Source organism: Paracoccus sp. PAR01, from assembly GCF_014851995.1.
Lineage (GTDB): Bacteria > Pseudomonadota > Alphaproteobacteria > Rhodobacterales > Rhodobacteraceae > Paracoccus > Paracoccus litorisediminis.
Genome location: NZ_JACVAW010000008.1, coordinates 21,379 through 46,956, shown reverse-complemented (window position 1 = coordinate 46,956; position 25,578 = coordinate 21,379). Strand labels below are relative to the sequence as shown.

General features: G+C 63.6%; 24 protein-coding genes and 1 tRNA gene. 15 read left to right on the top strand and 10 right to left on the bottom strand.

The genetic code is table 11. The annotated features are described in order from the left end of the window. Positions 1-193 precede the first annotated feature (193 nt). A complete protein-coding gene (locus tag IB235_RS13680; RefSeq protein WP_192337202.1) occupies positions 194-682 on the top strand; it encodes a HugZ family protein in 489 nt (162 codons plus the stop codon). A 36-nt stretch (positions 683-718) separates the two neighbouring features. Here the strand turns inward: IB235_RS13680 and IB235_RS13675 are convergent, their stop codons facing one another. Then, positions 719-3,010 carry a glycosyl hydrolase family 28-related protein gene (locus IB235_RS13675; protein ID WP_192337201.1) on the bottom strand — a complete coding sequence of 764 codons (2,292 nt, stop codon included), beginning with the start codon at positions 3,008-3,010 and terminating at the stop codon, positions 719-721. A 139-nt stretch (positions 3,011-3,149) separates the two neighbouring features. Beyond that, positions 3,150-4,742 carry a lysine--tRNA ligase gene (locus IB235_RS13670; RefSeq protein ID WP_192337200.1) on the bottom strand — a complete coding sequence of 531 codons (1,593 nt, stop codon included), beginning with the start codon at positions 4,740-4,742 and terminating at the stop codon, positions 3,150-3,152. Between the two features lie 86 nt (positions 4,743-4,828). Between IB235_RS13670 and IB235_RS13665 the strand changes: the two genes are divergently transcribed. Further along, positions 4,829-5,251 carry a tellurite resistance TerB family protein gene (locus IB235_RS13665; protein ID WP_155039910.1) on the top strand — a complete coding sequence of 141 codons (423 nt, stop codon included), beginning with the start codon at positions 4,829-4,831 and terminating at the stop codon, positions 5,249-5,251. A gap of 3 nt (positions 5,252-5,254) precedes the next feature. On the opposite strand, the gene dacB is transcribed toward IB235_RS13665, so the two are convergent. The 7 genes from dacB to IB235_RS13630 form a co-directional block, all read right to left on the bottom strand. Further along, a complete protein-coding gene (dacB, locus tag IB235_RS13660; RefSeq protein WP_192337199.1) occupies positions 5,255-6,712 on the bottom strand; it encodes a D-alanyl-D-alanine carboxypeptidase/D-alanyl-D-alanine-endopeptidase in 1,458 nt (485 codons plus the stop codon). Next, the gene (locus IB235_RS13655; RefSeq protein ID WP_155039912.1) at positions 6,709-7,314 is read right to left on the bottom strand and encodes a nicotinate-nucleotide adenylyltransferase; all 606 of its coding nucleotides are present in this window, start codon (positions 7,312-7,314) and stop codon (positions 6,709-6,711) included. Before IB235_RS13655 ends, dacB begins: the two co-directional genes overlap by 4 nt. Before the next feature lie 3 nt (positions 7,315-7,317). Continuing rightward, complete coding sequence (locus IB235_RS13650; RefSeq protein ID WP_155039913.1) at positions 7,318-8,988, bottom strand: formate--tetrahydrofolate ligase; 1,671 nt, start codon at positions 8,986-8,988, stop codon at positions 7,318-7,320. Between the two features lie 15 nt (positions 8,989-9,003). Continuing rightward, complete coding sequence (locus IB235_RS13645) at positions 9,004-10,134, bottom strand: OpgC domain-containing protein (RefSeq protein WP_155039914.1); 1,131 nt, start codon at positions 10,132-10,134, stop codon at positions 9,004-9,006. Continuing rightward, positions 10,131-12,302 (bottom strand): glucans biosynthesis glucosyltransferase MdoH, encoded by a 2,172-nt coding sequence (gene mdoH, locus IB235_RS13640; RefSeq protein WP_370576892.1) that lies wholly within the window; start codon positions 12,300-12,302, stop codon positions 10,131-10,133. The genes IB235_RS13645 and mdoH overlap by 4 nt, the downstream gene beginning before the upstream one ends. 4 nt (positions 12,303-12,306) lie before the next feature. Beyond that, positions 12,307-13,881, bottom strand: coding sequence for a glucan biosynthesis protein (locus IB235_RS13635; protein ID WP_192337198.1), 1,575 nt, complete (start codon positions 13,879-13,881; stop codon positions 12,307-12,309). Between the two features lie 223 nt (positions 13,882-14,104). Beyond that, complete coding sequence (locus IB235_RS13630; RefSeq protein ID WP_192337197.1) at positions 14,105-14,929, bottom strand: hypothetical protein; 825 nt, start codon at positions 14,927-14,929, stop codon at positions 14,105-14,107. Positions 14,930-15,063: 134 nt separating this feature from the next. Between IB235_RS13630 and IB235_RS13625 the strand changes: the two genes are divergently transcribed. The 8 genes from IB235_RS13625 to IB235_RS13590 all read left to right on the top strand — a co-directional run bounded on the left by IB235_RS13625 (position 15,064) and on the right by IB235_RS13590 (position 22,063). Beyond that, complete coding sequence (locus IB235_RS13625; RefSeq protein ID WP_155039917.1) at positions 15,064-15,492, top strand: PepSY domain-containing protein; 429 nt, start codon at positions 15,064-15,066, stop codon at positions 15,490-15,492. Beyond that, complete coding sequence (locus tag IB235_RS13620) at positions 15,489-16,151, top strand: response regulator transcription factor (protein ID WP_155039918.1); 663 nt, start codon at positions 15,489-15,491, stop codon at positions 16,149-16,151. Before IB235_RS13625 ends, IB235_RS13620 begins: the two co-directional genes overlap by 4 nt. Then, positions 16,148-17,461 (top strand): sensor histidine kinase, encoded by a 1,314-nt coding sequence (locus tag IB235_RS13615; RefSeq protein ID WP_225612313.1) that lies wholly within the window; start codon positions 16,148-16,150, stop codon positions 17,459-17,461. The genes IB235_RS13620 and IB235_RS13615 overlap by 4 nt, the downstream gene beginning before the upstream one ends. A 113-nt stretch (positions 17,462-17,574) precedes the next feature. Then, positions 17,575-18,921: an NAD(P)-dependent oxidoreductase gene (locus IB235_RS13610; protein WP_192337196.1), complete on the top strand. Its 1,347-nt coding sequence runs from the start codon at positions 17,575-17,577 to the stop codon at positions 18,919-18,921. Continuing rightward, positions 18,914-20,212 (top strand): NAD-dependent dihydropyrimidine dehydrogenase subunit PreA, encoded by a 1,299-nt coding sequence (gene preA / locus IB235_RS13605; RefSeq protein WP_192337195.1) that lies wholly within the window; start codon positions 18,914-18,916, stop codon positions 20,210-20,212. Before IB235_RS13610 ends, preA begins: the two co-directional genes overlap by 8 nt. A 64-nt stretch (positions 20,213-20,276) precedes the next feature. Continuing rightward, positions 20,277-20,366, top strand: a tRNA-Ser gene (locus IB235_RS13600). Further along, entirely contained in the window at positions 20,322-21,683 is a 1,362-nt protein-coding gene (locus IB235_RS13595; RefSeq protein ID WP_370576895.1) for a tyrosine-type recombinase/integrase, read from the top strand. Before IB235_RS13600 ends, IB235_RS13595 begins: the two co-directional genes overlap by 45 nt. 161 nt (positions 21,684-21,844) lie before the next feature. Continuing rightward, positions 21,845-22,063: an AlpA family transcriptional regulator gene (locus IB235_RS13590; RefSeq protein ID WP_192337193.1), complete on the top strand. Its 219-nt coding sequence runs from the start codon at positions 21,845-21,847 to the stop codon at positions 22,061-22,063. 38 nt (positions 22,064-22,101) lie between these two features. On the opposite strand, the gene IB235_RS13585 is transcribed toward IB235_RS13590, so the two are convergent. Next, a complete protein-coding gene (locus tag IB235_RS13585) occupies positions 22,102-22,251 on the bottom strand; it encodes a hypothetical protein (protein WP_192337192.1) in 150 nt (49 codons plus the stop codon). Between the two features lie 143 nt (positions 22,252-22,394). Here IB235_RS13585 and IB235_RS13580 point away from each other — a divergent pair, with 143 nt between their 5' ends. The 5 genes from IB235_RS13580 (at position 22,395) to IB235_RS13560 (ending at position 25,513) form a co-directional block, all read left to right on the top strand. Further along, positions 22,395-23,033 (top strand): helix-turn-helix domain-containing protein, encoded by a 639-nt coding sequence (locus tag IB235_RS13580; RefSeq protein ID WP_225612312.1) that lies wholly within the window; start codon positions 22,395-22,397, stop codon positions 23,031-23,033. A 329-nt stretch (positions 23,034-23,362) separates the two neighbouring features. After that, the gene (locus IB235_RS13575) at positions 23,363-23,503 is read left to right on the top strand and encodes a hypothetical protein (RefSeq protein WP_192337190.1); all 141 of its coding nucleotides are present in this window, start codon (positions 23,363-23,365) and stop codon (positions 23,501-23,503) included. A 2-nt stretch (positions 23,504-23,505) separates the two neighbouring features. Beyond that, positions 23,506-24,492 carry a hypothetical protein gene (locus IB235_RS13570; protein WP_192337189.1) on the top strand — a complete coding sequence of 329 codons (987 nt, stop codon included), beginning with the start codon at positions 23,506-23,508 and terminating at the stop codon, positions 24,490-24,492. 377 nt (positions 24,493-24,869) lie between these two features. Beyond that, positions 24,870-25,226, top strand: a complete 357-nt coding sequence (locus IB235_RS13565) for a hypothetical protein (protein ID WP_192337188.1) — start codon at positions 24,870-24,872, stop codon at positions 25,224-25,226. After that, on the top strand, positions 25,223-25,513 hold the full coding sequence (locus tag IB235_RS13560; protein ID WP_192337187.1) for a hypothetical protein: 291 nt from the start codon (positions 25,223-25,225) through the stop codon (positions 25,511-25,513). Before IB235_RS13565 ends, IB235_RS13560 begins: the two co-directional genes overlap by 4 nt. Positions 25,514-25,578: the final 65 nt, after the last annotated feature.

The window sequence follows — 25,578 nt, the reverse complement described above, 5'->3', positions numbered from 1 at the left end:
CATCTCCCCTCGCGCCAGGCAGGTTGTAATCGTTAGGCTGCCGCGAGGTTAATACAAGCGCGTCATTCCGGTAAACTGTTTTTTATCAAAGGAAATTTTGTTAATTTATTCACTAGATCCTGCGTCAATTTGTAAATTATTCACAAGCACCGCAGATCTTGCACAGCGGCGGCCCTTCCGCCATTTTGCCGCCATGAAACAGGAACCCATCCGCCCGACCGATGACGAGGCGCGCGCCCTTGCCCGCCGCCTGCTGTCCGGAATGCGCCATGCCGTCCTTGGGACCATCGACCCCGAGACCGGCATCCCCCTTGTCACCCGCATCGCCGTTCAGACCGATGATAACGGCGCGCCGGTCGCGCTGCTTTCGGGCCTTGCCGCGCATACGCGGGCTTTGCTGGCCGATACCCGCGCTGGCCTATTGGTGCTGGACGATGAGGCCGTCAAGGGCGACGCGATGACCCATGCCCGGCTGTCGATCCTAGCCCGCGCCGAGCAGATCGAAACCACGCCCGCTCTGCGCGACGGCTGGTTGGCTCATGACCCCAAGGCCAAGGTCTATATCGACCTGCCCGATTTCCGCTTCTGGCGGCTGGTGCCGGAATCCGGGCTGCTGAATGGCGGTTTCGGCCGCGCCTTCCGCCTGACACCCGATGACATGCTGAAAACCCCGACCGCCTGAGGGCGACCGGGGCCTTGGATCACGCGACAGCCCCGATCAGTCGGGACTGTCCATCCGCACCCGCAGGGCGATGGCGCCCTTGGCCGGTGTACTCCAATTGACGGCAACCTGCTTCTTGTTGCTGCCCTGCTGCGCCTGAATCCATGGCATTTCCGACACCCGCGCATTCGACGCATTGGTGATGGCCGAGGTCGCAACCACGGATTCGACCTTTTTTGCCCAGCCGTTGAAGGGCAGTTCGACATTGATCGGAACAGCCCACCGCGCCGCCGCCGAGGCTTGGCTGAAGTTGATGTCCACCGGGTTCGCGACATAGTTCAGCACGCCGTTGAACATGTTACCCTGGAACTGGATATTGCGCATCCGGGTGTAGTCCAGATCAGCAAAGGTCGTGTCGACCTTCTCGATCCGGGTGACCTTGTTGTTCAGGGATTTGAAGACGTTCCCCAGAACCGCAAGCCCATGGATGAAATGGCCCGTGCCATAGGGCTTCACCACGAGCCAGTTGAATCCCAGCGTGGTATCCGAGGCCAGGAAGGTATTCCCGGTGATCGTCAGCGCGCCGAAGGAAAAGGCGCTCCCCTCGAAATTCGGCTTGGCGTCATGCTCATTCGTCCATTCGATCGAGCAGTTGTCGACATAGTTGCCGGTGATATTCGCCTGCACGTTGGTCTGGGTCAGGATCAACCCGCCGAAGCGTACCCCGTTCTGCGCCGAGTCGCCTTGGAACCAGTGGTTGCCCTCGATCATGTGGCCACCGCCGCCCGCGACCATGAAATGGCCAAAGCGCACGAAGCGGTTGTGGCGGATCTTGGTGTCGTTGTTGTTGACGTTGATCGCGATGGTCGTGCGGTTCTGCGCCAGATCGCCCATCTCGTTCGACAGGAACTCGCAACCGTCGACCCGCATCCCCTGACAGGCCGAGCCGATCGAGGTGATGCCGCGATCCTTGGGCCGGGTGAAGTAGCAGTCGCGGAAGCAGGTCATTGAGCCGGTCTGCGCCAGCATGACGCCGCTGGCATTACCATCCAGCAGGAATTCGACATCGTCGAAATTCAACCGGCTCAGCTGCTCCATGTCCGAGAAGTCAAAGGCATAGCGATAGCGCAGGAAGGTATAGTTGCGCGTCGCCGCCCCGCCGTGAAGCGGTTGCGACAAGGTCAGCGTGGCGGCACCCGCATTCTTGGCGGCGACATAGACCTCGCGCCCGACACCATTGCCGGTGATGCGCGCGCCGATCTCGATATTGGCGATATTGCTGACCCCGGTCAGGACCAAGGGGTTGTTGGGACTGTAGGTCCCTGTCGCAGTCACGCTGCGCGTCGTCCAGGCACTACCCGGCGTGATCGAGATCTGACCATTCGTGATCACCCGCCGGTTCGAGAAGGTGGTCAGACCCGGCGCGTAATCCGAAACCTTCAACGGTTCGGACAGATGGACATTGCGCCCGCACAGGTCCAGTGAGCCGTGATCGACAAAACCGAACATCGCCTGCAGCGCGCGCCTCATCCCCTCAGTCTCATCCCCGAAAGCGGCAGCATAGGTGGGGTAGTCGAACTTGCCGGTCAGCGACAGACGGGCCGAACGGGGCATCTTCAACGTGCCGACAAACCGCACCGGCGCGCTGAGGTTCAGGTCCGAGCCGATGTAATAGCTGCCCTCGGGCACGACCAACTGGTTCTTGCCCGCCGCCTGGTTCGCCGCGACAAAGGCTGCGCGATCATCGGTGACGCCATCGCCCACCGCACCGAAATCGCGCACATCTACCCAGTCCAGCATCCCCGGCACAAAGGCCGAGGTGACGTCTTCGATCACCAAATTCTCGATGCGGATCGAGCCATTATTGTCGCCCAGCAGGTCCAGCCCCAGATAGCCGAATGTCGTCGCCCTGCCCCATGGCAGGTCAACGCCGTCGCGCCTCCCGGTTCCGACGATGGCCGAAACTTCGACCACATTGCCATAGCCCGAAATCGTCGTGGTCGGCCCGACCTGCAGCACACCCGCGACATTGCCGGCGGAATTGCCCGCATAGCCCGCTATCCGCACCTGCGGAATGTTGCCCGCGATGGCCTTGACGCGGGTCGAGATGCGCAGATAGCAGCCCGGCGAAATCGGGGTCTGGCGCATGTAACGCAACGAAGTCGTGTTTTCGAGCTTCAGGATTTCAAGGCAACTGCCGAAATCCTCATCCGCCGGAACGATGGCGGCGTTGGGCTGCCCGGCCCATGACGGCGAACCTGCCGTGCCATTGGTCCGCGACCAGAGATTCAGCCCCAGCCGAAACTCGCGCGGCATCAGCGCCTTGCTACCCACTACGGCAATTGCCATGCCAGAAACTCCCTTTCCCGGATCTTGCGAGCCATTACAGGCCGCGCGGTCGGGTCAGACTCTGGCAATCCGGCGTTAACCGGGCGTTAACCATGCGCGCGCAGCAACGGGGCTGCGCGCAACATGTCGGTCAGGACGATCAGACGGCAGGTTCGGAAACCAGCTCGCCCGCCAGCGCACGCTCGATCAGCGCGCGGGTCTCGTTGACGCCGTAAAGGGCGATGAAGCCGCCGAAACGCGGGCCCTGATCGGCACCCAGCAGCACCTGATACAGCGCCTGGAACCAGTCCTTCATCGGCTCGAAACCATGCTCGCGGCCAATGGCAAAGACCATGGTCTGCAGTGCCTCGGCATCGGCCGGCTGATCCCACGCCGTCAGACGCCCGGCCAGATCCTCAAGCGCACGACGCTCGATATCGGTCGGCGCGCGGAAGGTCCGGGTCGGTGCGACGAAATCGGTGAAGTAGCGCACGGCGAATTCGGCGGCCTGATCCAGCGTCGGGTTGGTCTCGGGGCTGGCTTCCGGCGCATAGCGCTTGATAAAGCCCCACAGCCCGCCCTTGTCCTTGGCCCCTGCGACCGAGGCAAGGTTCAGCAGCATCTGGAACGGCACCACCATATCGGATGCCGGAACATCGCCGCCATGGATGTGCCAGACCGGGTTCGCGAATTGCTGATCCGGGGTCTGGTCGTGATAGGTGCGCAGCTGCTGGTGATATTCGTCGACCGCCTTCGGGATCACGTCGAAATGCATCCGCTTGGCCGTTTTCGGCTTCTGATACATGAAATAGGACAGGCTCTCGGTCGCGGCATAGGTCAGCCACTCGTCGATCGACAGGCCGTTGCCCTTGGATTTACTGATCTTTTGCCCGTCCTGATCCAGGAACAGTTCATAGGTGAAATGCTCGGGCTTCTTGCCACCCAGGATCTCGCAGATGCGGTCATAGATCGGCGTGTTGGTCGAGTGGTCCTTGCCATACATCTCGAAGTCAACGTCCAGCGCGGCCCAGCGAGCGCCGAAATCGGGCTTCCATTGCAGCTTCACCTGACCACCGGTGACCGGCAGGGTCAGCTCCTGCCCGTCCTCGTCGTCAAAGGTGATCGTGCCGTTTTTCGCATCGACATGCTTCAGCGGCACATACAGCACCTTGCCGGTCTTGGGGCTGATCGGCAGGAAGCAGGAATAGGTCTGCTGGCGCTCTTCGCGCAAGCTGGCCAGCATCACGTCCATGATGGCGTCATAGCGCTCGGCGGCCAGCAGCAGGGTCTGGTCGAACTGGCCGGACTTGTAGAACTCGGTCGCGCTGATGAATTCGTACTCAAACCCGAAGGTGTCGAGGAAGCGGCGCAGCATGGCGTTGTTATGATCGCCAAAGCTCGGATATTCGCCGAACGGGTCGGGAACGGTGGTCAGCGGCTCCTGCAGATGCTCAAGCAGCATGTCGTATTGCGGCACGTTTTCGGGAACCTTGCGCATCCCGTCCATGTCGTCCGAGAAGCAGAACAGCCGCGTCGGAATGTCCGAGATCATCTCGAAGGCACGGCGGATCATCGTCGTGCGCGCGACCTCGCCAAAGGTGCCGATATGGGGCAGACCCGAGGGACCGTAACCCGTTTCGAAAAGGACAAAGCCCTTTTCCGGGTCCTTCTTCTCGTAGCGTTTCAGCACGCGGCGGGCCTCCTCAAAGGGCCATGCCTTGGATTTCATCGCGGCGTCACGCAGAGTGGTCATTTCGGGTCTCCATTGCTGAGGGTTTCCCCGTATTGAAACCGGGCGAAATGGTCAATAATTACCCGAAAACCCTGCGGAGAAATGACATGTCCGAAACCTTGCCCTCGTTTTCGCCCTGCGACGCTCTTGTCGCGGTCATGGTGGGGGTCTCGGCCTCGGACCAGAACCTGCGGACGGCGGAACTGGTCGCGATCGAACGCGCCGTAAACCACACGCCGGTCTTTGCCAATTACGATATCGACCGCATCCGCGCCGTGTCGCAGACGGTCATGTCGCTGTTTGAGGAAGAGGACGGGCTTGACGCGCTGTTCGGTCTTGTCCGGGCCTCGCTGCCCGAAAAGATGTTCGACACGGCCTATCTGCTGGCTTGCGACGTTGCGGCATCCGATGGCCGTCTGGGCGAAGTCGAGGCCGAGATGCTGGCCGAGATCCGCCATCAACTGGACATCTCGCGCCTGCACGCGGCGGCGATCGAGCTGGCAACCAGCGCTCGCCACCGCGTCCTGTAAGCCTTAACGGATCACCGTTTCCGAGGTCACGGCCGGCGCGGCAATCTGCGCCGGCAGCGCACCGATCCAGCCCTCGATCAGCCCCTGCTGCAGCACCTTGGACCGTCGCGTCCATGTGCTGACCCCGTCGGGCAGTTCCTGCCCTTCGGTCGCGGCACGGCGCGCCTCGTCGCCGGTCAGAATGGCGAAGACCACCTCGCGTCCGTCCGAGGTCCGCGCAAATCCGGCAAGGTTCGAGACGAAGTTCAGCGTCCCGGTCTTGGCCAGAACCTCGATCGGGCTTTCCTTGGACTTGCCCTTCTCGTCGCGCAGCGGGATGTGCTTCAGCACGTCATCCAGACCGCGCTTCGATCCTTCCTGTGCAACCAGTCGCGCGAGGGTCATCGCGCTGACCCGGTTCTGGGCCGAAAGCCCGGAATGATCATGGAAGGTGAATTGCTGGTCCGGCAGCAGACCGCGCAGCCAATCCCCCATCGCCGCCGCCGATGCCGTGGGTGAGGCCGCGCCGCTGGCAGCAATCCCGATCACCTCGGCAGTGACGTTGGTCGAATATTTCAGCATGCCCTTGACGATACCCGACAGCGGCTCGCTCTCCAGCCGGGCAATCTCGGCACCAGTCGGGGCCAGAGTAGCAACCTCGGGCGTGGGCAGAACCAGCCCCTTGGCACGACACAGGGTCTGGAACACGTCACCGGCATAAAGCTCGGGGCGGCGCACCGGCAGCCAGCGCGAGCCCGACTTGCCCATCGCGCCACGCGCAATGGTCCAGGCTTCGGTCTTGCCGCTTCCGTCATAGGTAAAGATCGGCTTGGCACGATCCGCTGCACCGACGCTGATCGTATAGGCCCGTGGCGACTGGCTGCGTCCCCGCGCCTCCAGCGACATCTGCCCCTGACGCCAATTCAGATGAACCCGGTTGAAGTTGAGGATCATCCCGGAAAGGCTTGGATTGTAAGGAAGATATTCGTCTTGTTCAGACGAAATTCTTTCTAGCTGCGGCAACGCCCCGCCCCAGACCACGAAGCGCTTCGGCGCGGCACCCTGCCAGGCCTTTGCCGCCATTGTGGCCAGTTTTGCCAAACCGTCCGTGTCCAGCAGCGGATCGCCCCCACCGGCAAGGATCAGCGTGTCGCCATCCTGCCAGACGCGGGTAACAAAGCGATGATCCGGGCCCAGCTTTTCCAGCGCATATAGCGCGGTGACAATCTTGAGCGTGCTGGCCGGGGCCATCACCTGATCGGCATGGCGCGAACTCAACACTTTGCCCGACGCATCGGTCACGACAAAGGATACCTCGCCGCCCAGCTTCGCCTTGGCGATCAGCGGTTCGGGGTCAAAGAAGGGACCGGGCGCGCCAGATACGGCGGGCATCGCCCCTTCGGCACGCAGGAGGGTTGGCAGCAGACCGGGCAGCAGCGCCACCCCAAATCCCGCCAGAAGCTGTCGACGTGAAAGGCTCATGTTCTGGCTCCGGCCTTGCGTGCACGGATTGCGGTAGAAGACATATTGCTCATGGGCACGTTTATTAGGGCCCAAGCGGGCGGGGCACAATCCGCAAGCCGGAATTCCTGCCCCTCGGGTAGACGATACCGCCATAATCCGCGCGCGGCACGGGAAAATCTGGCGGGCATCCGCCACCCGGGACGGGCGATGACACCGATGGGAACACTTGCGGCAATCTGCGACCAACGGTCCCAGCGATCGAATTGAACCATGTTGTCCGCCCCCATCAACCAGACAAAACGAACGAATGGATAAAGCGACTGGACGCCCGCGATGGTGTCGGCGGTCATCCGCGTGCCCAACCGGGCCTCGATCGCGGTGATCTCGACACGGGGATTGCGCATGACATCTGCCGCGATGCGCAGACGTTCCTCCAGCGGTGCCGGTCCTCGTGGTTTCAGCGGATTGCCGGGACTGACCAGCCACCAGACCCGATCAAGGCGAAACCGCCGCATCGCCTGTTCGGTGATATGGACATGCCCCTCATGCGCGGGATCGAACGAGCCGCCGAGCAGCCCGATCCGCATTCCCGGCAGCGCAAGCGGCAGCCCGGCCCGCATCGGCTAGAACAGCCCCTCGATCCGGCCTTGCTCATCCAGCCCGATCCGCAAGGCCGCGGGTTCGCGCGGAAGTCCGGGCATGGTCATGATCTCGCCGCAAATGGCGACGACGAAACCTGCCCCGGCCGACAGGCGCACCTCGCGCAGCGGGATGGTGAAGCCCGTCGGCGCACCGCGCAGATGCGGATCGGCCGAGAAGGAATACTGCGTCTTAGCCATGCAGACCGGCATATGCCCATGCCCGGCCGCCTGCCATTCCGCCAGCTTGTCATGGACGGCGGGCGAGGCTTCGACATGGTCGGCGCGGTAGATGCGCTTGCAGATGGTCTCGATCTTTTCCCACAGGGTCATGTCATCGGGGTAAAGCGGGGCAAAGCTGTGCTGGCCCGCTTCGGCATGATGGGCGACAGCGCGGGCCAGATCCTCGGCCCCGGCCCCACCTTCGGCCCAGTGACGGCACAGGATCGCCTGCGTGTCGTGCTGCGCGCAATAGGTGCGGACGGCCTCGATCTCGGCCTCGGTATCCGAGGTGAAATGGTTGATCGCCACGACCACCGGCAGGCCATACTGGCGTAGGTTCTGGATATGGCGGCCCAGATTGGCGCAGCCGTCGCGCAAGGCGGCGACGTTTTCCGCCCCCAGATCGGCGCGGGCGACGCCGCCGTTCATCTTCAGCGCACGCACCGTCGCCACCAGCACGACAGCATCCGGGACCAGCCCCGACAGGCGGCACTTGATATCCAGAAACTTCTGCGCACCCAGATCGGCGCCAAAGCCAGCCTCGGTCACGACATAGTCCGACAGCGCCAGCGCGGTGCGCGTCGCCATGACCGAGTTGCAGCCATGCGCGATATTGGCAAACGGCCCGCCATGGACCAGCGCCGGGTTATGTTCCAACGTCTGAACAAGGTTCGGCTGCAAGGCATCGCGCAGCAGCACCGTCATCGCGCCATCAGCACCCACGTCCTTGGCGGTCACCGGGGTCTTGTCAAAGGTCTGGCCGATGACGATCCGACCCAGCCGCTCCTGCAGGTCATGCAGATCCGAGGCAAGGCACAGGATCGCCATGACCTCCGAGGCCACGGTGATGTCAAAGCCGCTTTCGCGCGAATGACCGTTCGCCGGGCCGCCAAGGCCGATCACCGTCTCGCGCAAGGCGCGGTCGTTCATGTCCAACACCCGCCGCCAAGTCACCCGACGCGGGTCGATGCGCAGCGCATTGCCCCAGTGGATGTGGTTGTCGATCATCGCGGCCAGCAGGTTATGGGCGCTGGTGATGGCGTGAAAATCCCCTGTGAAATGCAGGTTCATTTCCTCCATCGGGACGATCTGGGCCATGCCGCCACCAGCAGCGCCGCCCTTCATGCCGAAATTCGGGCCAAGGCTGGCCTCGCGGATGCAGATCGTCGCGCGCCGCCCAATCCGGTTCAGCGCATCGCCCAGACCAACGGTGGTCGTGGTCTTGCCCTCGCCCGCGGGGGTCGGGTTGATCGCTGTGACCAGCACCAGACGTCCCTGTTTGCGGTTCTTCAGCCCGGCGATGAATTCATGCGTGATCTTGGCCTTGTCATGGCCATAGGGCAGGAAATCCCGCGGCCCCATGCCCAGCTTGGCAGCAATCTCGGCAATCGGGCGCTTCTTGGCCTCGCGGGCGATCTCGATGTCGGATTTCATGGGGTTCCTTGTCCTTCAACGGGGCAGTCTGGCGCGAATTTGCCCGATCCATTCATCGCGGCGCAACCACAACGCCGCCGAGATCCACAGCGCCATGATTACCCAGACATCGATGGCCAGCCGCAGCAACCATCCGCTGAAGCCCGCAGGCGCGGTCATGTCCAACGCATCGCCCCACATGGACAGCAGCACGCAGGTGACAAAGGACCACAGGCCGCCGCGTCCGATCTCGGCCAGATCGCGGCCCAATGCGGTCCGAGCCATCCAGTTGAATGCCGGAGCCAGCGGGACGGCGACCAGCCACGTCGCGGCCAGGATCGAGACCAAGCGCAGCCCATCCAGCGACCATTTGTCGATCGAGCCATAGACCTGCTTGAGCATGTCCGCGACCGCCTGCGCAGGCTCACCGATCCGCCAGCAGATGATGATCGCCAGACCGAACAGCATGATCGCGGCGCTGATCCCGTTCAGCACGCCGGTCCTGGGACGCAGCACCGGCATGATCTTGTCGCGGAAGGCACCGATGGCCACGCCGGTAAAGAACAGCAACTGCCAGCCGAAGGGGTTGAACAGCAGCCCCTGCCCTTCGCGCTGGTTCGGGATCATCGTGTTCAGCGGCCCGGACAGCCACCAGACCGCGACCGAGACCGCCATCGCGGTGAACGGCATCCTCAGCAGGAAGGGTACGGTCACCGGCGCCGTCGCGATCAGCAGCACGTAAAGCGCCAGCACGTCCAGCAGGTTCGGCTGCATCCACATCAGGGCGACGGTGGCGATATAGCCAAAGGGATTTTCGACGATCCAGCGCGAATACTGGAACCAGACCGCCGTGTGGTTCATCTTCAGTTCGAAAAGCAGGTGCGAGAACAGCGCCAGCAGCACCGCCCCGATCACCAGCGCCTGCCAGACCTTGAACGCACGCTTGAGGAAGCGCCACTGTGCCGCGCGGCGGCCTTGGCGTTCCTCGACCTTGACCCAGACCATGCCGACCAGAAAACCCGACAGCAGCACGAACAACTCGGCCGCGTCAAAGACCGTGAAATTCGCCAGCGTCAGGTTGCGCATGACGCCCAGAGGCATGTGATCCAGCATGATGCAGACCAGCGCGTAACCGCGCAGCATGTCCAGCGACTCGATACGTTTCATTTCGGCAACTTCGCAAACACATCCACCAGCATGCGGTTTTCCAGCATGGCCAGCTTTTCGGATTCGGTCAGGAAGGACAGCGCCTCGGCCTGCGTCGCGGCATGGGCCAGCTTTGCCTCGGCCGAGATCGCATCCAGCCGCGCCGCCGCCGGCCCGACCGGCGCACCGGCCCGCAGCAGCGAGGCCACGCGCGCCTGCATCGCCGGATCGCGACCCATCGCCGCCAGCCCGTCACGCGGCAGGCTGCCCGCGATGCGGTAGTCCAGCGCATTGGCGGCGGTCAGGATTTCAGGCGCGTCGCGTTCCTCGGGGGTGACCAGCAGACCGTGCAACCGGGCCCAGCGGCCAAATACCGGGCTGGCCGACCAGCGCGAGGTCACAGGTGACAGGATCAGCCCGGCAAGGATCGGCGACAGCCAGACCAGTTGCCCCGGCGAGAACACCGCCAGCACCAGAAGCGTACCCAGACCCAGCGTGACATGCAGTTTGTGACGGCGCAGGACCACCTTCCATGGCGGCATCTGACCGGCGCGGACCTGCGCCTCCCAGCCGGAATCGCGGCCACGCAGGATCTCATAGATCTGGCGGGTTTGGATCAGCATCTGCACCGGTGCGATCAGCGCGGACAGCGTGATCTCGAACAGGGCCGAGGCCATCAGCCGCCCCTTGCCGCCCGAATTCTTGGCCAGCGGACGCAGCCACGCGCGGAAGATGCCGATGAACTTGGGCACCAGCAGGAAGGACATCGCCGCCACGAACAGCCACAGCATCCGGACCGGATCGAAGGTCGGCCATTCCGGGAACAACTGATAGGTCTGCGGGAAATAGTCGGGCCGCGACAGCAGCACATTCGCGGACAGCGCGAGACCCACAAGGATCATCGCCAGCCAGATCGGCGACATCAGGAAGCCCAGCATCCCGATCACGAAATGCGCCCGGCTGATCCACGCAAACCCGCGCGAGAACAGCAGCCGCGAATGCTGCAGGTTACCCTGCGCCCAGCGGCGCTCACGAACCGCCATGTCCAGCAGCGTCGGCGGGCTACCCTCGAAGCTTTCGCGCAGGTCGTGATCCAGCCGCACCTTCCAGCCGGCGCGGCGCAGAAGTGCCGCCTCGACGAAGTCATGGCTAAGGATGGTGCCGCCAAAGGGCGGCTTGCCCGGCAGTTCCGGCAGACCGCAGCACTGGGCAAAGGCCTTGACCCGGATAATGGCGTTATGGCCCCAGAAATTGCCGCTGTCGCCCGACCATGCGGCAACGCCGCGCGCGATGGCGGGACCATAGATGCGGCCCGCGAATTGCGTCAGGCGTGCGAAAATGGTCTGGCCGCCGACCAGCATCGGCATGGTCTGGATCAGCCCGACCGCCGGGTCGGCATTCATCCGCGCCGACAGGGCCTTGATGGTGCTGGCCCCCATGACGCTGTCGGCGTCCAGCACGACCATCTGATCGTAACGGCCACCCCAGCGCATGACGAATTCGGCCACGTTTCCGGCCTTGCGGCCCTTATTGCTGCGCCGCCGCCGGTACCAGATCGGCACCGGAGAAATGTCTCGCAACCGGCTGATTGCAATCATTTCTTCAAAAACTGAGCCGGGCTGACGGCTGTCGGACAGGACGAAAATCTCGGTCCGGTCGGCCATGCCGACACGGTAAAGATCGCGCGCCAAAGCGGCCAGCAGACCAGCCGTGGCCGCCGCATCCTCGTGATAGACGGGCATGATGACCGCGACCTTGGCGTCATTCTGGGTCGTCGGCGTCGTCAGACGGGGTGCCAGAAAGCCCGCGATCATCGAGGTGAAGGAAAATCCCACCCAGGTGAAGGTGATCGCGAACAGGACCAGCAGCACCAATTGCAGGTAGGTGACGTTGTCACCAAAGACCTGCATCATCTGCTGCAACCCGTACCAAGCAATCGCCGCCGCCCCGCCAAAGGCGATCAGCCGCGCCGCGATGGTGCGCAGGCTGGGCCAGCCGCTATCCGGCCCGTGCGGCGGACGCGCACGAAAGTCCTGTTCGGGCATTACCAAAGGCGCTTCGGCCGGAGTCGCCGGACCGCCGGTCAATTCGATATCCAGCGCCGCCCACTCGCCCTCTTCGGACAGCGGAAGGTCGACCTCGCCGTCGGCGGAAGCGTGCGGCAGGTCAGTCGGATCGGTCTTGGTCACAATGTCACTCGCGCGTCCAGCGGGCGATCCAAGTCTCGCTCAGGGGGCCTTCCGGCCCATTCAGAACCGCCGAGAGGTCCGCGAGTTTCCCGCCCTCGGGAATATATTCAAAGGCCAGCCGCATCCGCCCCTGTTCGGGCAGGCGCAGCAGGTAGCTGTGACCGATCGACCCCGCCGATGCCTTGATCTGCGGCACCGGATCGTCCGAGCCGAACAGGTCAAGACCATAGTCGATGACATAGCTGCGGGCCGTGGGATTGTTCACCGACGCCCCGGACATGGTCTCGACCACGCGGGCAATCGGGGCGCTGTCCGGCGGCTCGGGCGCGAAGCTCAGCATGTAGTTGAAGTTGTAACGTTCACCGGCCTTCAGCACGTCGCCGGGCTGCCAGTACGACACGATATTGTCGTTGAACTCGTTCTGGACCGGGATCTCGACCAAGGTGACCGAGCCCTTGCCCCAGCCATCCTGCGGCGCGATCCATGCCGAGGGGCGCTTTTCATAGCGGGCTTCCGCATCCTGATAGGCGTCAAAGCTGCGCGCGCGCTGCGCCAGACCAAAGCCCAGCGGGTCCTGATCAAGGAAGGCCGAGATCTGCAGCGTGCTGTGACCCGACAGCACCCGCCACAGGCGCTGCTCTCCTCCGGTCAGCATCTGCAGCCCGTCACTGTCATGCACCGCCGGGCGATAGTCGTCGACGCGGGTGCGGTCGGTCGGGCCGAACCAATACATCGAGGTCAGCGGCGCGATGCCCGCATTGCTCATGTCCTGACGAGGGAACAGGGCGACGCGGGTGTCGAAGACCGTCTCGGCCCCCGGCGTCACGCGGAATTCGAACGCACCCGAGACCGATTTGCTGTCCAGCAGCGCATGGATCAGTACCGAACGCTCCTGTGCGCCGGGCTTGTGAATCCAGAAGCCGCGGAACAGCGGGAATTCCTCGCCCTCGGCGCTGCCGGTGCCGATGGCCAGACCACGGGCCGAGATGCCGTAAAGCGTGCCACGCGCTACGGCACGGAAATAGCTTGCCCCCTGAAAGACGCAGAATTCGTCCATCACGTCCGGACGGTTCAGCGGCGCACGCAGGCGGAAGCCGGAAAAGCCCATGTTGCCGATGGTTTCGTAATCTACGCCGTCGGGGAACAGGGTCGGATCGAATTCGAACATATGGGGGTCGAATTTCACCGGAATGACGACGCCGTCATCGACCAGACTGATATCGACCGGCTCATGGAAGATCGCACCCGGAGGCAGCAGGTCCAGCGCGAAATCGCGGCTGCCCGCCCAAGGATCGCGGTCACGGCGGAAGCGGATGCCGCGATACTGGTCATAGGTCAGGTTGGCAAAGGTGCCAGCCAGATCGGAATCGCGATAGGCATATGGCTTCGAGGCCAGTTCCTTGGCCATCGCCGCCACATCCTCGAAATCGAAGGGCTTGACCGGGGCAGCATCGACGGGCTGACCGGCGGCGGGTTCAGCGGTGGTCTGTTGCGCGAAAGCTGCGCCCAGACCCGAGGTGAGCGCGCTGACGGCCGTCAGGGCCGCTCCGGCAGATTTGACAAATACACGACGATGCATCGACTGTTCCCAGTGTTCAGCCCAGAAGGGCCGGAAATTTGGTGCGATTTGGCATTGCGGCGACGATCAGGCAAGCCCTTTCCCCCCGAGCGGCGAGCCCTTGCCAATTCTTCGTCGAAAACAGGTTAATAAAAAAGGGCGCAGGATCAACCCTACGCCCTTTCTTGCTGATTTTAAGCAATTGTGACCCTCAGGTCACCGCTGCGGCAATGTGACCGGCAGGTTAGCGGTTCAACTCGCGCACAACGCGACCTTTGGGACCCAGCTCAACCAGAACCGGCTCTCCCTCGGGGTTGGTGGCTTGTGCGATGGTGATCGGGCCCTGCTGCAGAATCTGGCCGATCTCGGTATAGCCAGCCTCGGTCAGATTGGCGCGGATCTGATCCGGGGCGGGCGCAGGCATGTCGCCGCGCGGGCCGTCGTCACGCGGGCCACGGGCTTCGCGATCGCCGTGGTCCTTGTCGCGATGCTTGCCGTCACGGTCGTCACGGTCGCCGCGATCCTTGCCGTGGTCGCGGCCATGGTCCTTGCCGTGGCCTTTGGGACCGCGATCGTCACCACGACCAAAGCGCAGCAGCGTGCCATCCTCGGCAAAGGCGGCGCGGACTTCATTCTTCTGGGCATCCTCGCCCGACAGCATCACGGACTTGTCGCCAAGGAAGATGGCGTCAATCTGGCCCAGTTCACCGTAGACCTGCTGGCTGCGCACGGCCTGCGGGACCAGCCGTTCGATCAGGGTCGCGGGCAGGCTGGCATCCTTGCCGGCACGCAGGCCGCGCAGTTCGCCGCCATCATCCAGCATCGCGTTCAGCCAGCTGCCATCGGGCAGCTTGCCCGAAACGCGCTGGCCGTGACGCGTGCCCTTGGCGGTCACATCGGTCAGGCCCAGATCACGCAGGACCTGCGGCAGTTCGACGGGGGCTTTGGCCTCGGCGGCGGCATGCTCGGCGGGCGCTTGGGCCGGTGCATTGTCCTGCGCCAGCGCCGGGACAGCCAGAAGGGCCATCAGGGCGGTCGCGGCGACCGACGAGGTGAAATATCTGCTCATCTGTTCAATTCCTTGGTTCATCTTCATGAACGGGGCAGCGGCCCCATGAGAATCATCTCTAGCCGCCCCGTCACCAACCAATCTCCAACAGCCCGTTTGGGTTTCATTTGGATTTGCGGCAATATGCTGATCGCATGCTGGAACCCGGTTTGAAATCCCTGCTGTCGCGTTGGCTGGCCGTCCCCGGACTGGCCGGATTGCTGGTGCTTGGCCTGCATGTTCACCCCAGCGCCGCCCCGCGTGACGATCATCCCGCCTTTGAACACGACCAGCTCGAGGACGAGTTCGAGCTGATGGAGCACCCGGATTTTCGCGTCATCCCGCTTCAGCAGGCCGCCGAACTGGCGACAGACCGCTTCCGTGGCCGCCTGATCGCCGCAAGGTTGCGACCGCCGACCCCGGATGAACGTGCGCGCGGGGTCGAACTGGTGCATGAGCTGCGCCTGCTGACCCAGCGCCGCGATGTCCTGCTGATCCGGCTGGACGCGCGCACCGGGGCCTTTCTTGAAGTTCGGGGCTCGGGTCTGACCGAGGCCCGTCGCCGTCACGAGGACAGAAAATGAGATGCCTCATCGTCGAGGATGACCCCGTCCTTGCCGCCCAACTGGAACAGGCAATGACCGAAGGCGGATTTGCCTGCGATCTGGCCCATGACGGGGTGCAGGGCGAATATCTGGGCTCGACCGAAAGTTACGACCTGTCGGTGCTGGATCTGGGCCTGCCGGGCCTGCCGGGGATCGATGTCCTGACCCGCTGGCGCGAGGCGGGGATCTCGATGCCGGTGCTGATCCTGACCGCGCGCGGCGACTGGACCGACAAGGTTGCGGGCTTTCGCGCCGGAGCCGATGATTATGCAGTGAAACCCTTTCGTCTGGATGAGGTGGTGATCCGCGCCCAGACCCTGGTGCGCCGGGCGGCGGGTCATGCACAGGCCATCATCAAGGCCGGACCGCTGCGGCTGGACAGCCAGTTGGGTGTCATCACCCGCAACGGCATGGCCTTGAAGCTGACCGCGTTCGAGACCCGCATCCTGTCCTACCTGATCCACCACCAGAACCGCATCGTCAGCCGGACCGAACTGTCCGACCATCTGTATGATGCCGCCGCCGACCGGGATTTCAAATCCATCGAGGTCGTCATCGGCCGCCTGCGCAAGAAGATCGGCGAAGGCCTGATCGAAACCCGTCGCGGCGAAGGCTACGTCCTGCGGAGCAGCCCTTGATCCTGCGCGACTCCATCCGCGCCCGGCTGATCGGCCTTGCCGCCCTGCTGATCGGCGCGGCGCTGGTTGCAGGTTACATGGCGATCGGTGCGATCCTTGACCGCTTTGTCACCGACCGTTTCGACGCCGATGCCGAGGCAGCCGCCGATGCGCTGATCGCTGCGGCCTCGATCGACGCGTCCGGTCGACTGGTCGCGGGCGGAGCGCCGATCGATCCGCGCTTCGACATGCCGCTGTCAGGCTGGTTCTGGCAGCTTCAGCAGGACGGGCGCGTCGTCGCCAAATCCGCCTCGCTTTATGACAATGTCATGTCCCCTCCTGCATCCGATTTCGTCGGCGGTCAGGGCACCGGGCCAGATGGTGCACCGCTGCGGGTGCTGCGCCATGAATTCTCGTTGCCAGACTCCAACTCGACCCTTGCCGTGGTGGTGACCGCGCCCCGGCAGGAAATCGATGCGAGCCTTGCGCGGGTGCGCCGCCCCTTGGCTGTGTCGCTTTCGGTGCTGGGGGTGGTTCTGGCGCTGGCCAGCACCCTGCAGGTCGCGGCGGGACTTGGCAGCCTTGACCGTCTGGGCCGCGACTTGCGGGCGATCCGCGCCGGGCGGGCCGACACGCTGCCCCTGCCCCGTGTCGCGGAATTGCGTCCGCTCGCCTCGGAAATCAACGGGTTGATCGAGCAGAACCGTCAGGTCCTGTCCCGCGCCCGTGAACATGTCGGCAACCTTGCCCATTCGCTGAAAACCCCGCTGGCGGCGCTGGACAATGCCCTGCCCGAGGACGATCCCGGCCGCGCATTGGTCGCCCGCATGGACCGTCAGATCGGCTGGCATCTGCGCCGCGCACGCAGTTCGGGCACGGCACGCGCCCTTGGACAGCGCACGCAGGTGACGCCAGTGGTCGATGACATCCTGCTGGTTCTGCGCGGTCCCATCACGGAATCCGGCCTGCAAGTCGATCTGGACTTGCCCCCGACCCTGGCCTTTGCCGGAGAGCGGCAGGATCTTGAAGAGATGATCGGCAATCTGGTCGAGAATGCGGTGAAATGGGCCAATACCCGCATCCACATCACCGCCCGCCCCGAGGGCCGCGACCGCCTGTTCATCGCCATCGAGGATGACGGCCCGGGCCTGAGCGCCGAGGACCACGCCCTTGCCATGGCGCGCGGCGGACGGCTGGACGAATCCGGCCCGCCCGGCTCGGGTCTGGGTCTTGCCATCGTCGCCGATCTGGCGGCGCTGCATGGCGGTGCTTTGCGGCTGGAACGGGCCAGACTTGGCGGATTGGCGGCCAGCCTGATCCTGCCCGCCTGAGCCTGCCCGAAATATACGCAAAAGATCGACGCAGTTTTTTTACCATTTGATAAAAAAACACTCCTGTGTCAGCCTGATTCTTATAAGAACAAGCAAGCAGGGAGGTCACGTCGATGACCAACAGCCAGCTCACGCCTGGAGTCGTGCCCGGCCGTTTGCCAGCGGATTCCTACGCCGCTAATTTCTCGGATGTCGCACCGCCTTTGGACCGCCACGAAGCACAGGTCGCTGCCGACCGATGCTATTACTGCCATGACGCGCCCTGCGTCACGGCCTGCCCCACCTCGATCGATATTCCGCTGTTCATCCGGCAGATTTCGACAGGGACACCGGATGCGGCGGCGCGGACGATCTTTCACCAGAATATCCTTGGCGGCATCTGCGCCCGCGTCTGCCCGACCGAGAACCTGTGCGAAGGTTCCTGCGTGCGGATGGAGGCCGAGGGCAAGCCGGTCGAGATCGGCGCGCTGCAGCGCTACGCCACCGACCACCTGATGGCGCAGGGCTACCACCCCTTCCGTCGCGGCCCCCCGACCGGCAAGCGTATCGCCGTGGTCGGCGCGGGTCCGGCAGGCCTGTCCGCCGCACATCGTCTGGCCGCCAAGGGCCATGAGGTCACTTTGTTCGACGCCCGCCCCAAGCCCGGCGGCCTGAACGAATACGGCATCGCCAGCTACAAGGCCGTGGACGGTTTTGCCGCGCGCGAGGTCGATTGGCTGCTGGGGATCGGCGGGATCAGACTGGCCTCGGGCAAGGCGCTTGGCCGCGACATCACGCTGGAGGGTCTCTCCGCCGATTTCGACGCCGTTTTCCTTGGCCTTGGCCTGCAGGGCGTCAGCGCCCTTGGTACCGAGGGCGAGGATCGCACCCATGTCACTCATGCCGTGGATTTCATCCGCGAGCTGCGCCAGTCGGGCGACCTTTCCGCCCTGCCCGTCGGACGCGATGTGGTGGTGATTGGCGGCGGCATGACCGCGGTGGACGCCGCCGTTCAGGCCAAACTGCTGGGCGCGCAGAACGTCACCATCGTCTATCGCCGTGGCCAGAACCGCATGTCGGCCAGCCAGCATGAACAGGACCATGCCACCCACTCCGGCGTCCGCATCATCTGCAATGCCGCGCCGCTGAAGGTCCACGGCAATGGCACCGTGCGCGAGGTCGAATTCATGCTGACCCGCGAAGGTCCGAACGGACTGGAAGATACCGGCGAACGCTTCCGCCTGCCCGCCGACCAGCTTCTGCGCGCGATCGGCCAGAAACTGGATGGCGTGCCAAGCGACCTTGCCATGTCGGGCGGCAAGATCGCGATCCACGGGCCGGGCCGGACCTCGATCCCCGGCATCTGGGCTGGGGGTGATTGTGCCGCAGGTGGCGACGACCTGACCGTGACCGCCGTCGCCGAAGGTCGCGACGCGGCCGAGGACATCCACGCGCAACTGATGGAGGCCGCTCATGGCTGATCTGCGCTCGAATTTCATTGGGATCAAATCCCCCAACCCGTTCTGGCTGGCATCCGCCCCGCCCACCGACAAGGAGGTCAACGTCCGCCGCGCCTTTCAGGCCGGCTGGGGTGGCGTCGTCTGGAAGACCTTGGGCAGCGAGGGCCCGCCCGTCGTCAACGTCAATGGCCCGCGCTATGGCGTCGTCTACGGCGCCGACCGCCGCGTCCTTGGCATCAACAATATCGAGCTGATCACCGACCGCCCGCTGCAAGTGAACCTGCGCGAGATCAAATCGGTCAAGCGCGACTATCCCGACCGTGCTCTGATCATCAGCCTGATGGTCCCCTGCGACGAGGAAAGCTGGCGCGCGATCCTGAAACAGGTCGAGGATACCGGTGCCGACGGGGTCGAACTGAATTTCGGCTGCCCGCATGGCATGGCCGAGCGCGGCATGGGCTCGGCCGTGGGTCAGGTCCCCGAATATATCGAGATGGTCACGCGCTGGGTCAAACAGCACTCCCGCATGCCCTGCATCGTGAAGCTGACGCCCAACATCACCGATGTTCGCAAACCCGCCGAGGCTGCGATGCGCGGCGGGGCCGATGCGGTCAGCCTGATCAATACCGTGAACTCGATTACTTCCGTCGATCTGGACCTGTTCTCGCCGCAGCCGACCATCGACGGCAAGGGCAGCCATGGCGGCTATTGCGGTCCGGCGGTGAAGCCTATCGCCCTGAACATGGTCGCCGAAATCGCCCGAAATCCCGCCACCTACGGTCTGCCGATTTCCGGCATCGGCGGCATCACCACTTGGCGCGACGCTGCCGAGTTCATGGCCCTTGGCGCGGGCACGGTGCAAGTCTGCACTGCGGCCATGACCTATGGCTTCAAGATCGTGCAGGAAATGATTTCGGGTTTGCGCGAATATCTGGACGACAAGGACATCGCGATGACCGACCTGATCGGCCGCGCCGTCCCGAATGTCACCGACTGGCAATATCTGAACCTCAACTACACGACCAAAGCCGTCATTGATCAGGACGCCTGCATCAAATGCGGCCGCTGCTATGCCGCCTGCGAGGATACCTCGCATCAGGCCATCGCCATGGGTCCGGGCCGCGTCTTCTCGGTCAAGGAGGAGGAATGCGTCGCCTGCAACCTGTGCCTGGACGTTTGCCCGGTCGAGAACTGCATCACCATGCGAGTGTTGGCCGTAGGCGAGATCGACGCCCGCACCGGCCAACCCGTCCGCCCCTATGCAAACTGGACGACGCATCCCAACAACCCCATGGCACAGGCCGCAGAATAATTTGGGGGGCGTTCATTGCGCCCCCTTGCCCAGATGTCGGCTTCGCGCTAGTCCCATGCGCGTCGGAGGAGTGGCAGAGCGGTTTAATGCACCGGTCTTGAAAACCGACGTGGGGGTAACTCCACCGTGGGTTCGAATCCCACCTCCTCCGCCAGCAGACAGTCGAGACTGCCCAGAATGTCTGCAAAACCTAGGAAAATTCAAACCACAACGGTCGAATCTGTCTGGATCAATTCCAGCCTGTCGCGTTATTTACGTGGGACGGGACGTGGGTTCGGAGGACAGTTTCTTGGCGCGTGGGCCGATTCACAAACTAGCTGCCAATGCCGTGAAGACCCTCGGGCCGGGCTTTCACCCTGACGGCGCGGGGTTGTATTTGTCTGTCAGACCCGGTTCGCGGTCATGGGCGTTCCGCTATTCTGAACCGGGAACGGGCCGCAGGCGCGAAATGGGACTCGGAAATGCGGACAGCCTGCCGTTGGCCGCAGCCCGCCGTAAGGCGGCTGAGTTGCGCGAACTGGTCGCACAGGGTATCGACCCCTTGGGCGCGCCCCCTGCCCCCACCATGCACGGCGCAGGGAGGCCCACCACCTTCGGGCAGGTCTTCGATCAGTATTTCGAGGCGAACAGTCCGGGCTGGCGCAATCCAAAGCACAGGGCGCAATGGCAATCGACCATCGGCACGCATGCTAAGAAGCTGATCAAGATGCCCGTGGCCACGATCACCACCGCCGACGTGCTGGCCTGTTTGACTCCGATCTGGACCAGCACGCCCGAGACCGCGCGCAGGGTCCGGGGCCGCATCGAAATGGTGCTGGACTACGCCGTAGCGCACGGGCACCGGGACGCGGGGCCGAACCCGGCCAGCCTGTCGGTCATCAAGCAGGGCCTGCCCAAGGTAAGGCAGGCCAAGACGCATTTCGCCGCCGTCCCGGTCGAGGACGCCCCGACGGTCTTTCGTTCCATCTGGGAACGGCGCAACGATGGCCAAGGGGCTGCCGCCCTGTGCCTGCTGATCCTCGGGGCGTTCCGTCCGGGCGAGGTCCGGGGCCTGCGCTGGTCCGACCTGCACGACGACCGCATCGAGATACCGGGGCAGCGCATGAAGGTAGGTCGGCGACACCGCGTGCCGCTCACCGACCCGATGCGCGCCCTGCTGGACCGCGAGCGGCTGGCCGAGACCATCTTTTTCGGATCAGGTGGCAGGCCCCTGTCTGACGCCACGCTGGCCGCCGTCCACAAGCGGCAGGGCATCGAGGCGACGTGCCACGGCTGGCGGTCCACCTTCCGGCAATGGGCTGCATTCAACGGCTGGTCGCGCGATCTGGCTGAAAGCGCGTTGGCTCACACATTGGCCTTGAACGACGTTGAACAGGCCTATTTGCGCGATGCGGATATGCTGGAAGCCCGACGGCCTATGATGGTGGCTTGGGCGTCGTTCCTGCTGGGCGATGGGTATCAAAGCCCTTGACCCTGACAGATTCGACCCGCTAGATTTCTCTGGTCAGTCCGGGACCAACGGTCCCGATCCAGACTATATCGCATGACCGAGCGATGAATCATGGCATGGCGCGAGCGGTCCCTCAAACAAGGTGGCAGGACAGCCACCCGCTCATTCATGCCGAGAGCATCATGAACACTATCGAAGACGCGGGCAATCTGCCCGATGACCGCCTGCTGACCAGTCAGGAAGCCGCGCGCTACCTCGGGGTCAGCCGCCAGACTGTTTACAGCTTGCACAATGCCGGGCACTTCCCCGCTGTCGAAATTTCACCCGGTCGGACCAACTGGCGGTTATCCGATCTGAGGGACTATATCGGGACGCGAACGCGCCGGGTGAGAACCGGCTGAGGGGCTGCGCCTATGGCGCGGCCCTTTCATCATTCGCCTTACTGGCTGGGCCTGCCCGACCGGGCGGCTTGCAGGGCCATCACCCGAACCCAAGTCGCGGGCGGCAGGCCCGCGCGTTCGGCTGCTGCCTCAACCTCTGCCTTTTCCGCAGGGGTCAGTGTGATGCGTATTAGCTGGTCACGCGCCATGATGAATCCTCTTGCCGTCAGTCTTAACTAGACCTAGTTATGACTGCAACGAATAATGGATTCGGTATAGGTCAGACCGAGCGCGAAAGGAATCCCTTTCGTGACCGGACCCGGCTTGCCGATGACCAGCAGGGCAACAAAAGATGAGCCTAGAACTATCCGCTCTTGTCCGATCCCGCGTGGTTGGAACCCCCGCGTTGAAGGCCGTCCTGATGGCGCTTGCCGACGCTGCGCATGATAATGGGACCAGCGCCTTCATCAGCAAGTACAGCATTGCGGCAGGCACCGAACTGAGCCTCGCCACGGTGAAGCGCAGTATCAAGGAACTGATCGCCGCAGGGCTGATCCGCGAAGACGGAATGCGCGCTTGCAGCCATGGGCATACGGTCGTTTACGCCCTCGACCTGCCAGCCATTGCCGCCTTGACCGCATGGAAACCGCAGCGCGAGTTATCCACAACGGGGGGCACAGTGAACCGGGTTCAGGGTGAACCGGGTTCAGGACGAACCCCCACCGGGGTCAGGGTGAACCCCCACCGGGTTCACGGTGACCCCCTAACTGTCCTTGAACAGTCAAAGAACAAAAAAGGCGTGGGCGAACGCGAGGCTGTGGATAACCCCCAGCCTATTCCCAAGCAGACTTTGAGCATCGAGAAACGACAGAGGCTTTCCGAGGAGCTTCTAGGCCGGAAGGCCGAGAACCCGGCCCCGATCCCCGAACCCCGGATCAGCGCCACGCTGACCGACGAACCCCTGAACCACGAAACGGAATACCTGCAATGAACCCGATCCTGACTCCGAACTCCGACGTGCCCGACGTGGTGCAATCCGCCTATGCCACCCGTCATGGCCGACCTGCCGCCGGGGACTGGTAGTATCACACCGGGCGCAACGCCTATGCCCATTCGGCCAATGGCACCCGACTGGACTTTCACGCGCTGGCCACCGGCACCGAACCCGACCGGAAAACCCGCGAGGACCTGAACAGCGCCTTTCTCAAGTCCCTGAACGCCGAATATGCCCGGAAGCCGCGCAGGCCTGCCGATACCCCCGCACAGGCCCCCAGCGGGGCTGTGGCAGCCCCTGTGGCCGTGATCAGGCTGCCGTGGCACGTGACCGCCCTGCTGGCCCTGATCACCGTCTGCGCGGTGGTCAGCATGGGCCTGCTGGTGGCCACCGTCGGCAGCTACGGCCCGAGCTACGACCGCGAGTGCTGCGCGGTTAAGATCGGCGTGCCGGAGCGGGGGTTCTGACCATGACCGACATCATCACCCCGCAACTGTCCGGCATGTCCTTGGCCGAACTGCGCGAGGTCATCCGCGCGTCCATCTCGCGACGTGCCGACGAAGAACTGATCTTTACCTTGGAAATCGGCACGGCCCTGAATGCAGGCCGCGCGCATTGCGAGAACCCGGATTGCGGCGTTCCGGGCAGCAACCCGAACCAACGGTTTGGGAAATGGGTTTCGGAAACGGTTTCCGAAACCCCGCTGGCCGACCTGAACACGCGCACGGCCAGCAACTACATGGCATTTGCGCGGGAGTTTGGGCACCTGCCCCTGTCCACAGCCGCGCGGATCGGGCGCAAGCACGGTTACAAGCTGGCCCACGCAGCCGAGGACGTGAAGGCGGCAGCCGTCGCACAGGCCGAGGCAGGCAGGCCCATCACGCCCGACGACATGGACAGGTGGTTTTCCCCGCCGAGGACGATCCCGGCACAGGCTGCCCGAGCCGCGCAGGTGGTCGAAGCCAGCCCGGCACCACCCCCACAGGTCGAGACGGCCCCAGCGGGCGAGCTAGAGGCGCTGCGGGCCAAGGTCGCGGAACTGGAAGCCGAGAACGAGGGGCTGCGGCTTGTTCAGAAGAAACTCCGCGAAGGTTACCGGGACATGCTGGGGGAGAGGAACGCAGCCAACGACCTGCTGGACATGTTCAAGAAGGAGTTGAAAGCCTTCAAGGCTGTCCCGATCACCGTCGCGCAGGCCGACGAAGCGAAAGTGTTCGAGGCGACAAAATGGGAAAAACTCGCCAAGGGCAGGCAGACCAAGATCAACGAACTGAACCGGGTCATCGCCCGCATGCAGCAAGCAGGCGCGGCCCTGCTGACCGAGGCAGAGGCGAAGAACATCGCGGCAGTGCTGTTTCCCGAAGGCGAGGTCAGCAAGGAAAGGAAGGCAGCCGCGTCAATGGCGTGGAACAGTTTCAGGACCGCATATTTCAAGGAGAAGAAAGGGCGGGATTAATTCCCGCCCTTTTTATTTCCGTAATACGATTATATCCCCTCATCAAAACGTATTACGGATAATGTCTATTCCGAGAATGGAGCGCGGTTTTCCGCAGGATAAGGGACGCGGGGTTACCAGAAATGGTCCGGGGAAATCTGGCTCTATCGTATTACGGATTTATGAGTCCAGAACAGCAGGTTAGCCTACCGTTATGTCTGTCGAGATATAACGGAATCTAGGTGACTCCCATTCGCAGGTTGAGCTAGGCTGAAAATGTCGAAAGCCGTCGCGGTTAGGCGACGGCTTCTTAGACTGCCGGGCGGGGCGGTCAGATTGGAATCTAGTCCAGTCAAAACCCCCGCGTCCAGCAGAAACTGAAACGAGGGAGTGAGCCAATGCCGAAATCCATAGTGCGCACCAATTGGGGCGGAATGGGTGAACCGTCCAAACGGCCCCGCAAGCCCCTGCTGCCGGGACAGGGGGATTTCGCCCGCATGGCCGCGCGGCAGTCGCATTACCTGCTGCGCGCGGTCGATTGGAGCGAATTGGACGACTGGCCGCAGGACGAACTGGCCGAGGCAGCACGGCGCAGCGCCCAGACGGGGGACCGGATCGCCATCCTTGTCCAGAAGCAGCCGAACGGGCCGCCGCGCCGCAGGCTCGTGACGGTGCCGGGGGACATGCTGGCGCGGGCCGACCGCCTGTCGGAACTGGAAAAGCAGCAGATCGCAATCGAACGGGTGGTGGCATGAGAGACCTGCACCGCGAGATGCTGGATAAACTCGACCATGCTACCTTAAAGGCTTCAGGCGGGCAGCCGTATGTCCGCCTCCATCTGCCTGCCGCGCCGAACGACTTGATGGCACGCGCGCTCGCGAGGGAGAAGGCGGTAGCGCTGACCATAGTCAGGTTGGACGACCTCAGCGGCATCTGGCGTCAAATCACATTCTATCCCCGCGACCTTCTGCTGAGGAACGGAGTGCCTAGTGTCGAACAGGTCGAGGCGTATCTGCACGCCGAAGGCGGCTACGACTACTGAGCGCAATCCGGGGTAGCGCCCCGGACGCGGAGGCCCCGCGATACCAACGATGGCGAACATCCGAA

Bases quoted from the DNA above. Each gene is read 5' to 3' on its own strand.
- IB235_RS13680 (WP_192337202.1), top strand. From the start codon at position 194: ATGAAACAGGAACCCATCCGCCCGACCGATGACGAGGCGCGCGCCCTT.
- IB235_RS13675 (WP_192337201.1), bottom strand. From the start codon at position 3,010: ATGGCAATTGCCGTAGTGGGTAGCAAGGCGCTGATGCCGCGCGAGTTT.
- IB235_RS13670 (WP_192337200.1), bottom strand. From the start codon at position 4,742: ATGACCACTCTGCGTGACGCCGCGATGAAATCCAAGGCATGGCCCTTT.
- IB235_RS13665 (WP_155039910.1), top strand. From the start codon at position 4,829: ATGTCCGAAACCTTGCCCTCGTTTTCGCCCTGCGACGCTCTTGTCGCG.
- dacB (WP_192337199.1), bottom strand. From the start codon at position 6,712: ATGAGCCTTTCACGTCGACAGCTTCTGGCGGGATTTGGGGTGGCGCTG.
- IB235_RS13655 (WP_155039912.1), bottom strand. From the start codon at position 7,314: ATGCGGGCCGGGCTGCCGCTTGCGCTGCCGGGAATGCGGATCGGGCTG.
- IB235_RS13650 (WP_155039913.1), bottom strand. From the start codon at position 8,988: ATGAAATCCGACATCGAGATCGCCCGCGAGGCCAAGAAGCGCCCGATT.
- IB235_RS13645 (WP_155039914.1), bottom strand. From the start codon at position 10,134: ATGAAACGTATCGAGTCGCTGGACATGCTGCGCGGTTACGCGCTGGTC.
- IB235_RS13635 (WP_192337198.1), bottom strand. From the start codon at position 13,881: ATGCATCGTCGTGTATTTGTCAAATCTGCCGGAGCGGCCCTGACGGCC.
- IB235_RS13630 (WP_192337197.1), bottom strand. From the start codon at position 14,929: ATGAGCAGATATTTCACCTCGTCGGTCGCCGCGACCGCCCTGATGGCC.
- IB235_RS13625 (WP_155039917.1), top strand. From the start codon at position 15,064: ATGCTGGAACCCGGTTTGAAATCCCTGCTGTCGCGTTGGCTGGCCGTC.
- IB235_RS13620 (WP_155039918.1), top strand. From the start codon at position 15,489: ATGAGATGCCTCATCGTCGAGGATGACCCCGTCCTTGCCGCCCAACTG.
- IB235_RS13610 (WP_192337196.1), top strand. From the start codon at position 17,575: ATGACCAACAGCCAGCTCACGCCTGGAGTCGTGCCCGGCCGTTTGCCA.
- preA (WP_192337195.1), top strand. From the start codon at position 18,914: ATGGCTGATCTGCGCTCGAATTTCATTGGGATCAAATCCCCCAACCCG.
- IB235_RS13590 (WP_192337193.1), top strand. From the start codon at position 21,845: ATGAACACTATCGAAGACGCGGGCAATCTGCCCGATGACCGCCTGCTG.
- IB235_RS13585 (WP_192337192.1), bottom strand. From the start codon at position 22,251: ATGGCGCGTGACCAGCTAATACGCATCACACTGACCCCTGCGGAAAAG.
- IB235_RS13580 (WP_225612312.1), top strand. From the start codon at position 22,395: ATGAGCCTAGAACTATCCGCTCTTGTCCGATCCCGCGTGGTTGGAACC.
- IB235_RS13570 (WP_192337189.1), top strand. From the start codon at position 23,506: ATGACCGACATCATCACCCCGCAACTGTCCGGCATGTCCTTGGCCGAA.
- IB235_RS13565 (WP_192337188.1), top strand. From the start codon at position 24,870: ATGCCGAAATCCATAGTGCGCACCAATTGGGGCGGAATGGGTGAACCG.
- IB235_RS13560 (WP_192337187.1), top strand. From the start codon at position 25,223: ATGAGAGACCTGCACCGCGAGATGCTGGATAAACTCGACCATGCTACC.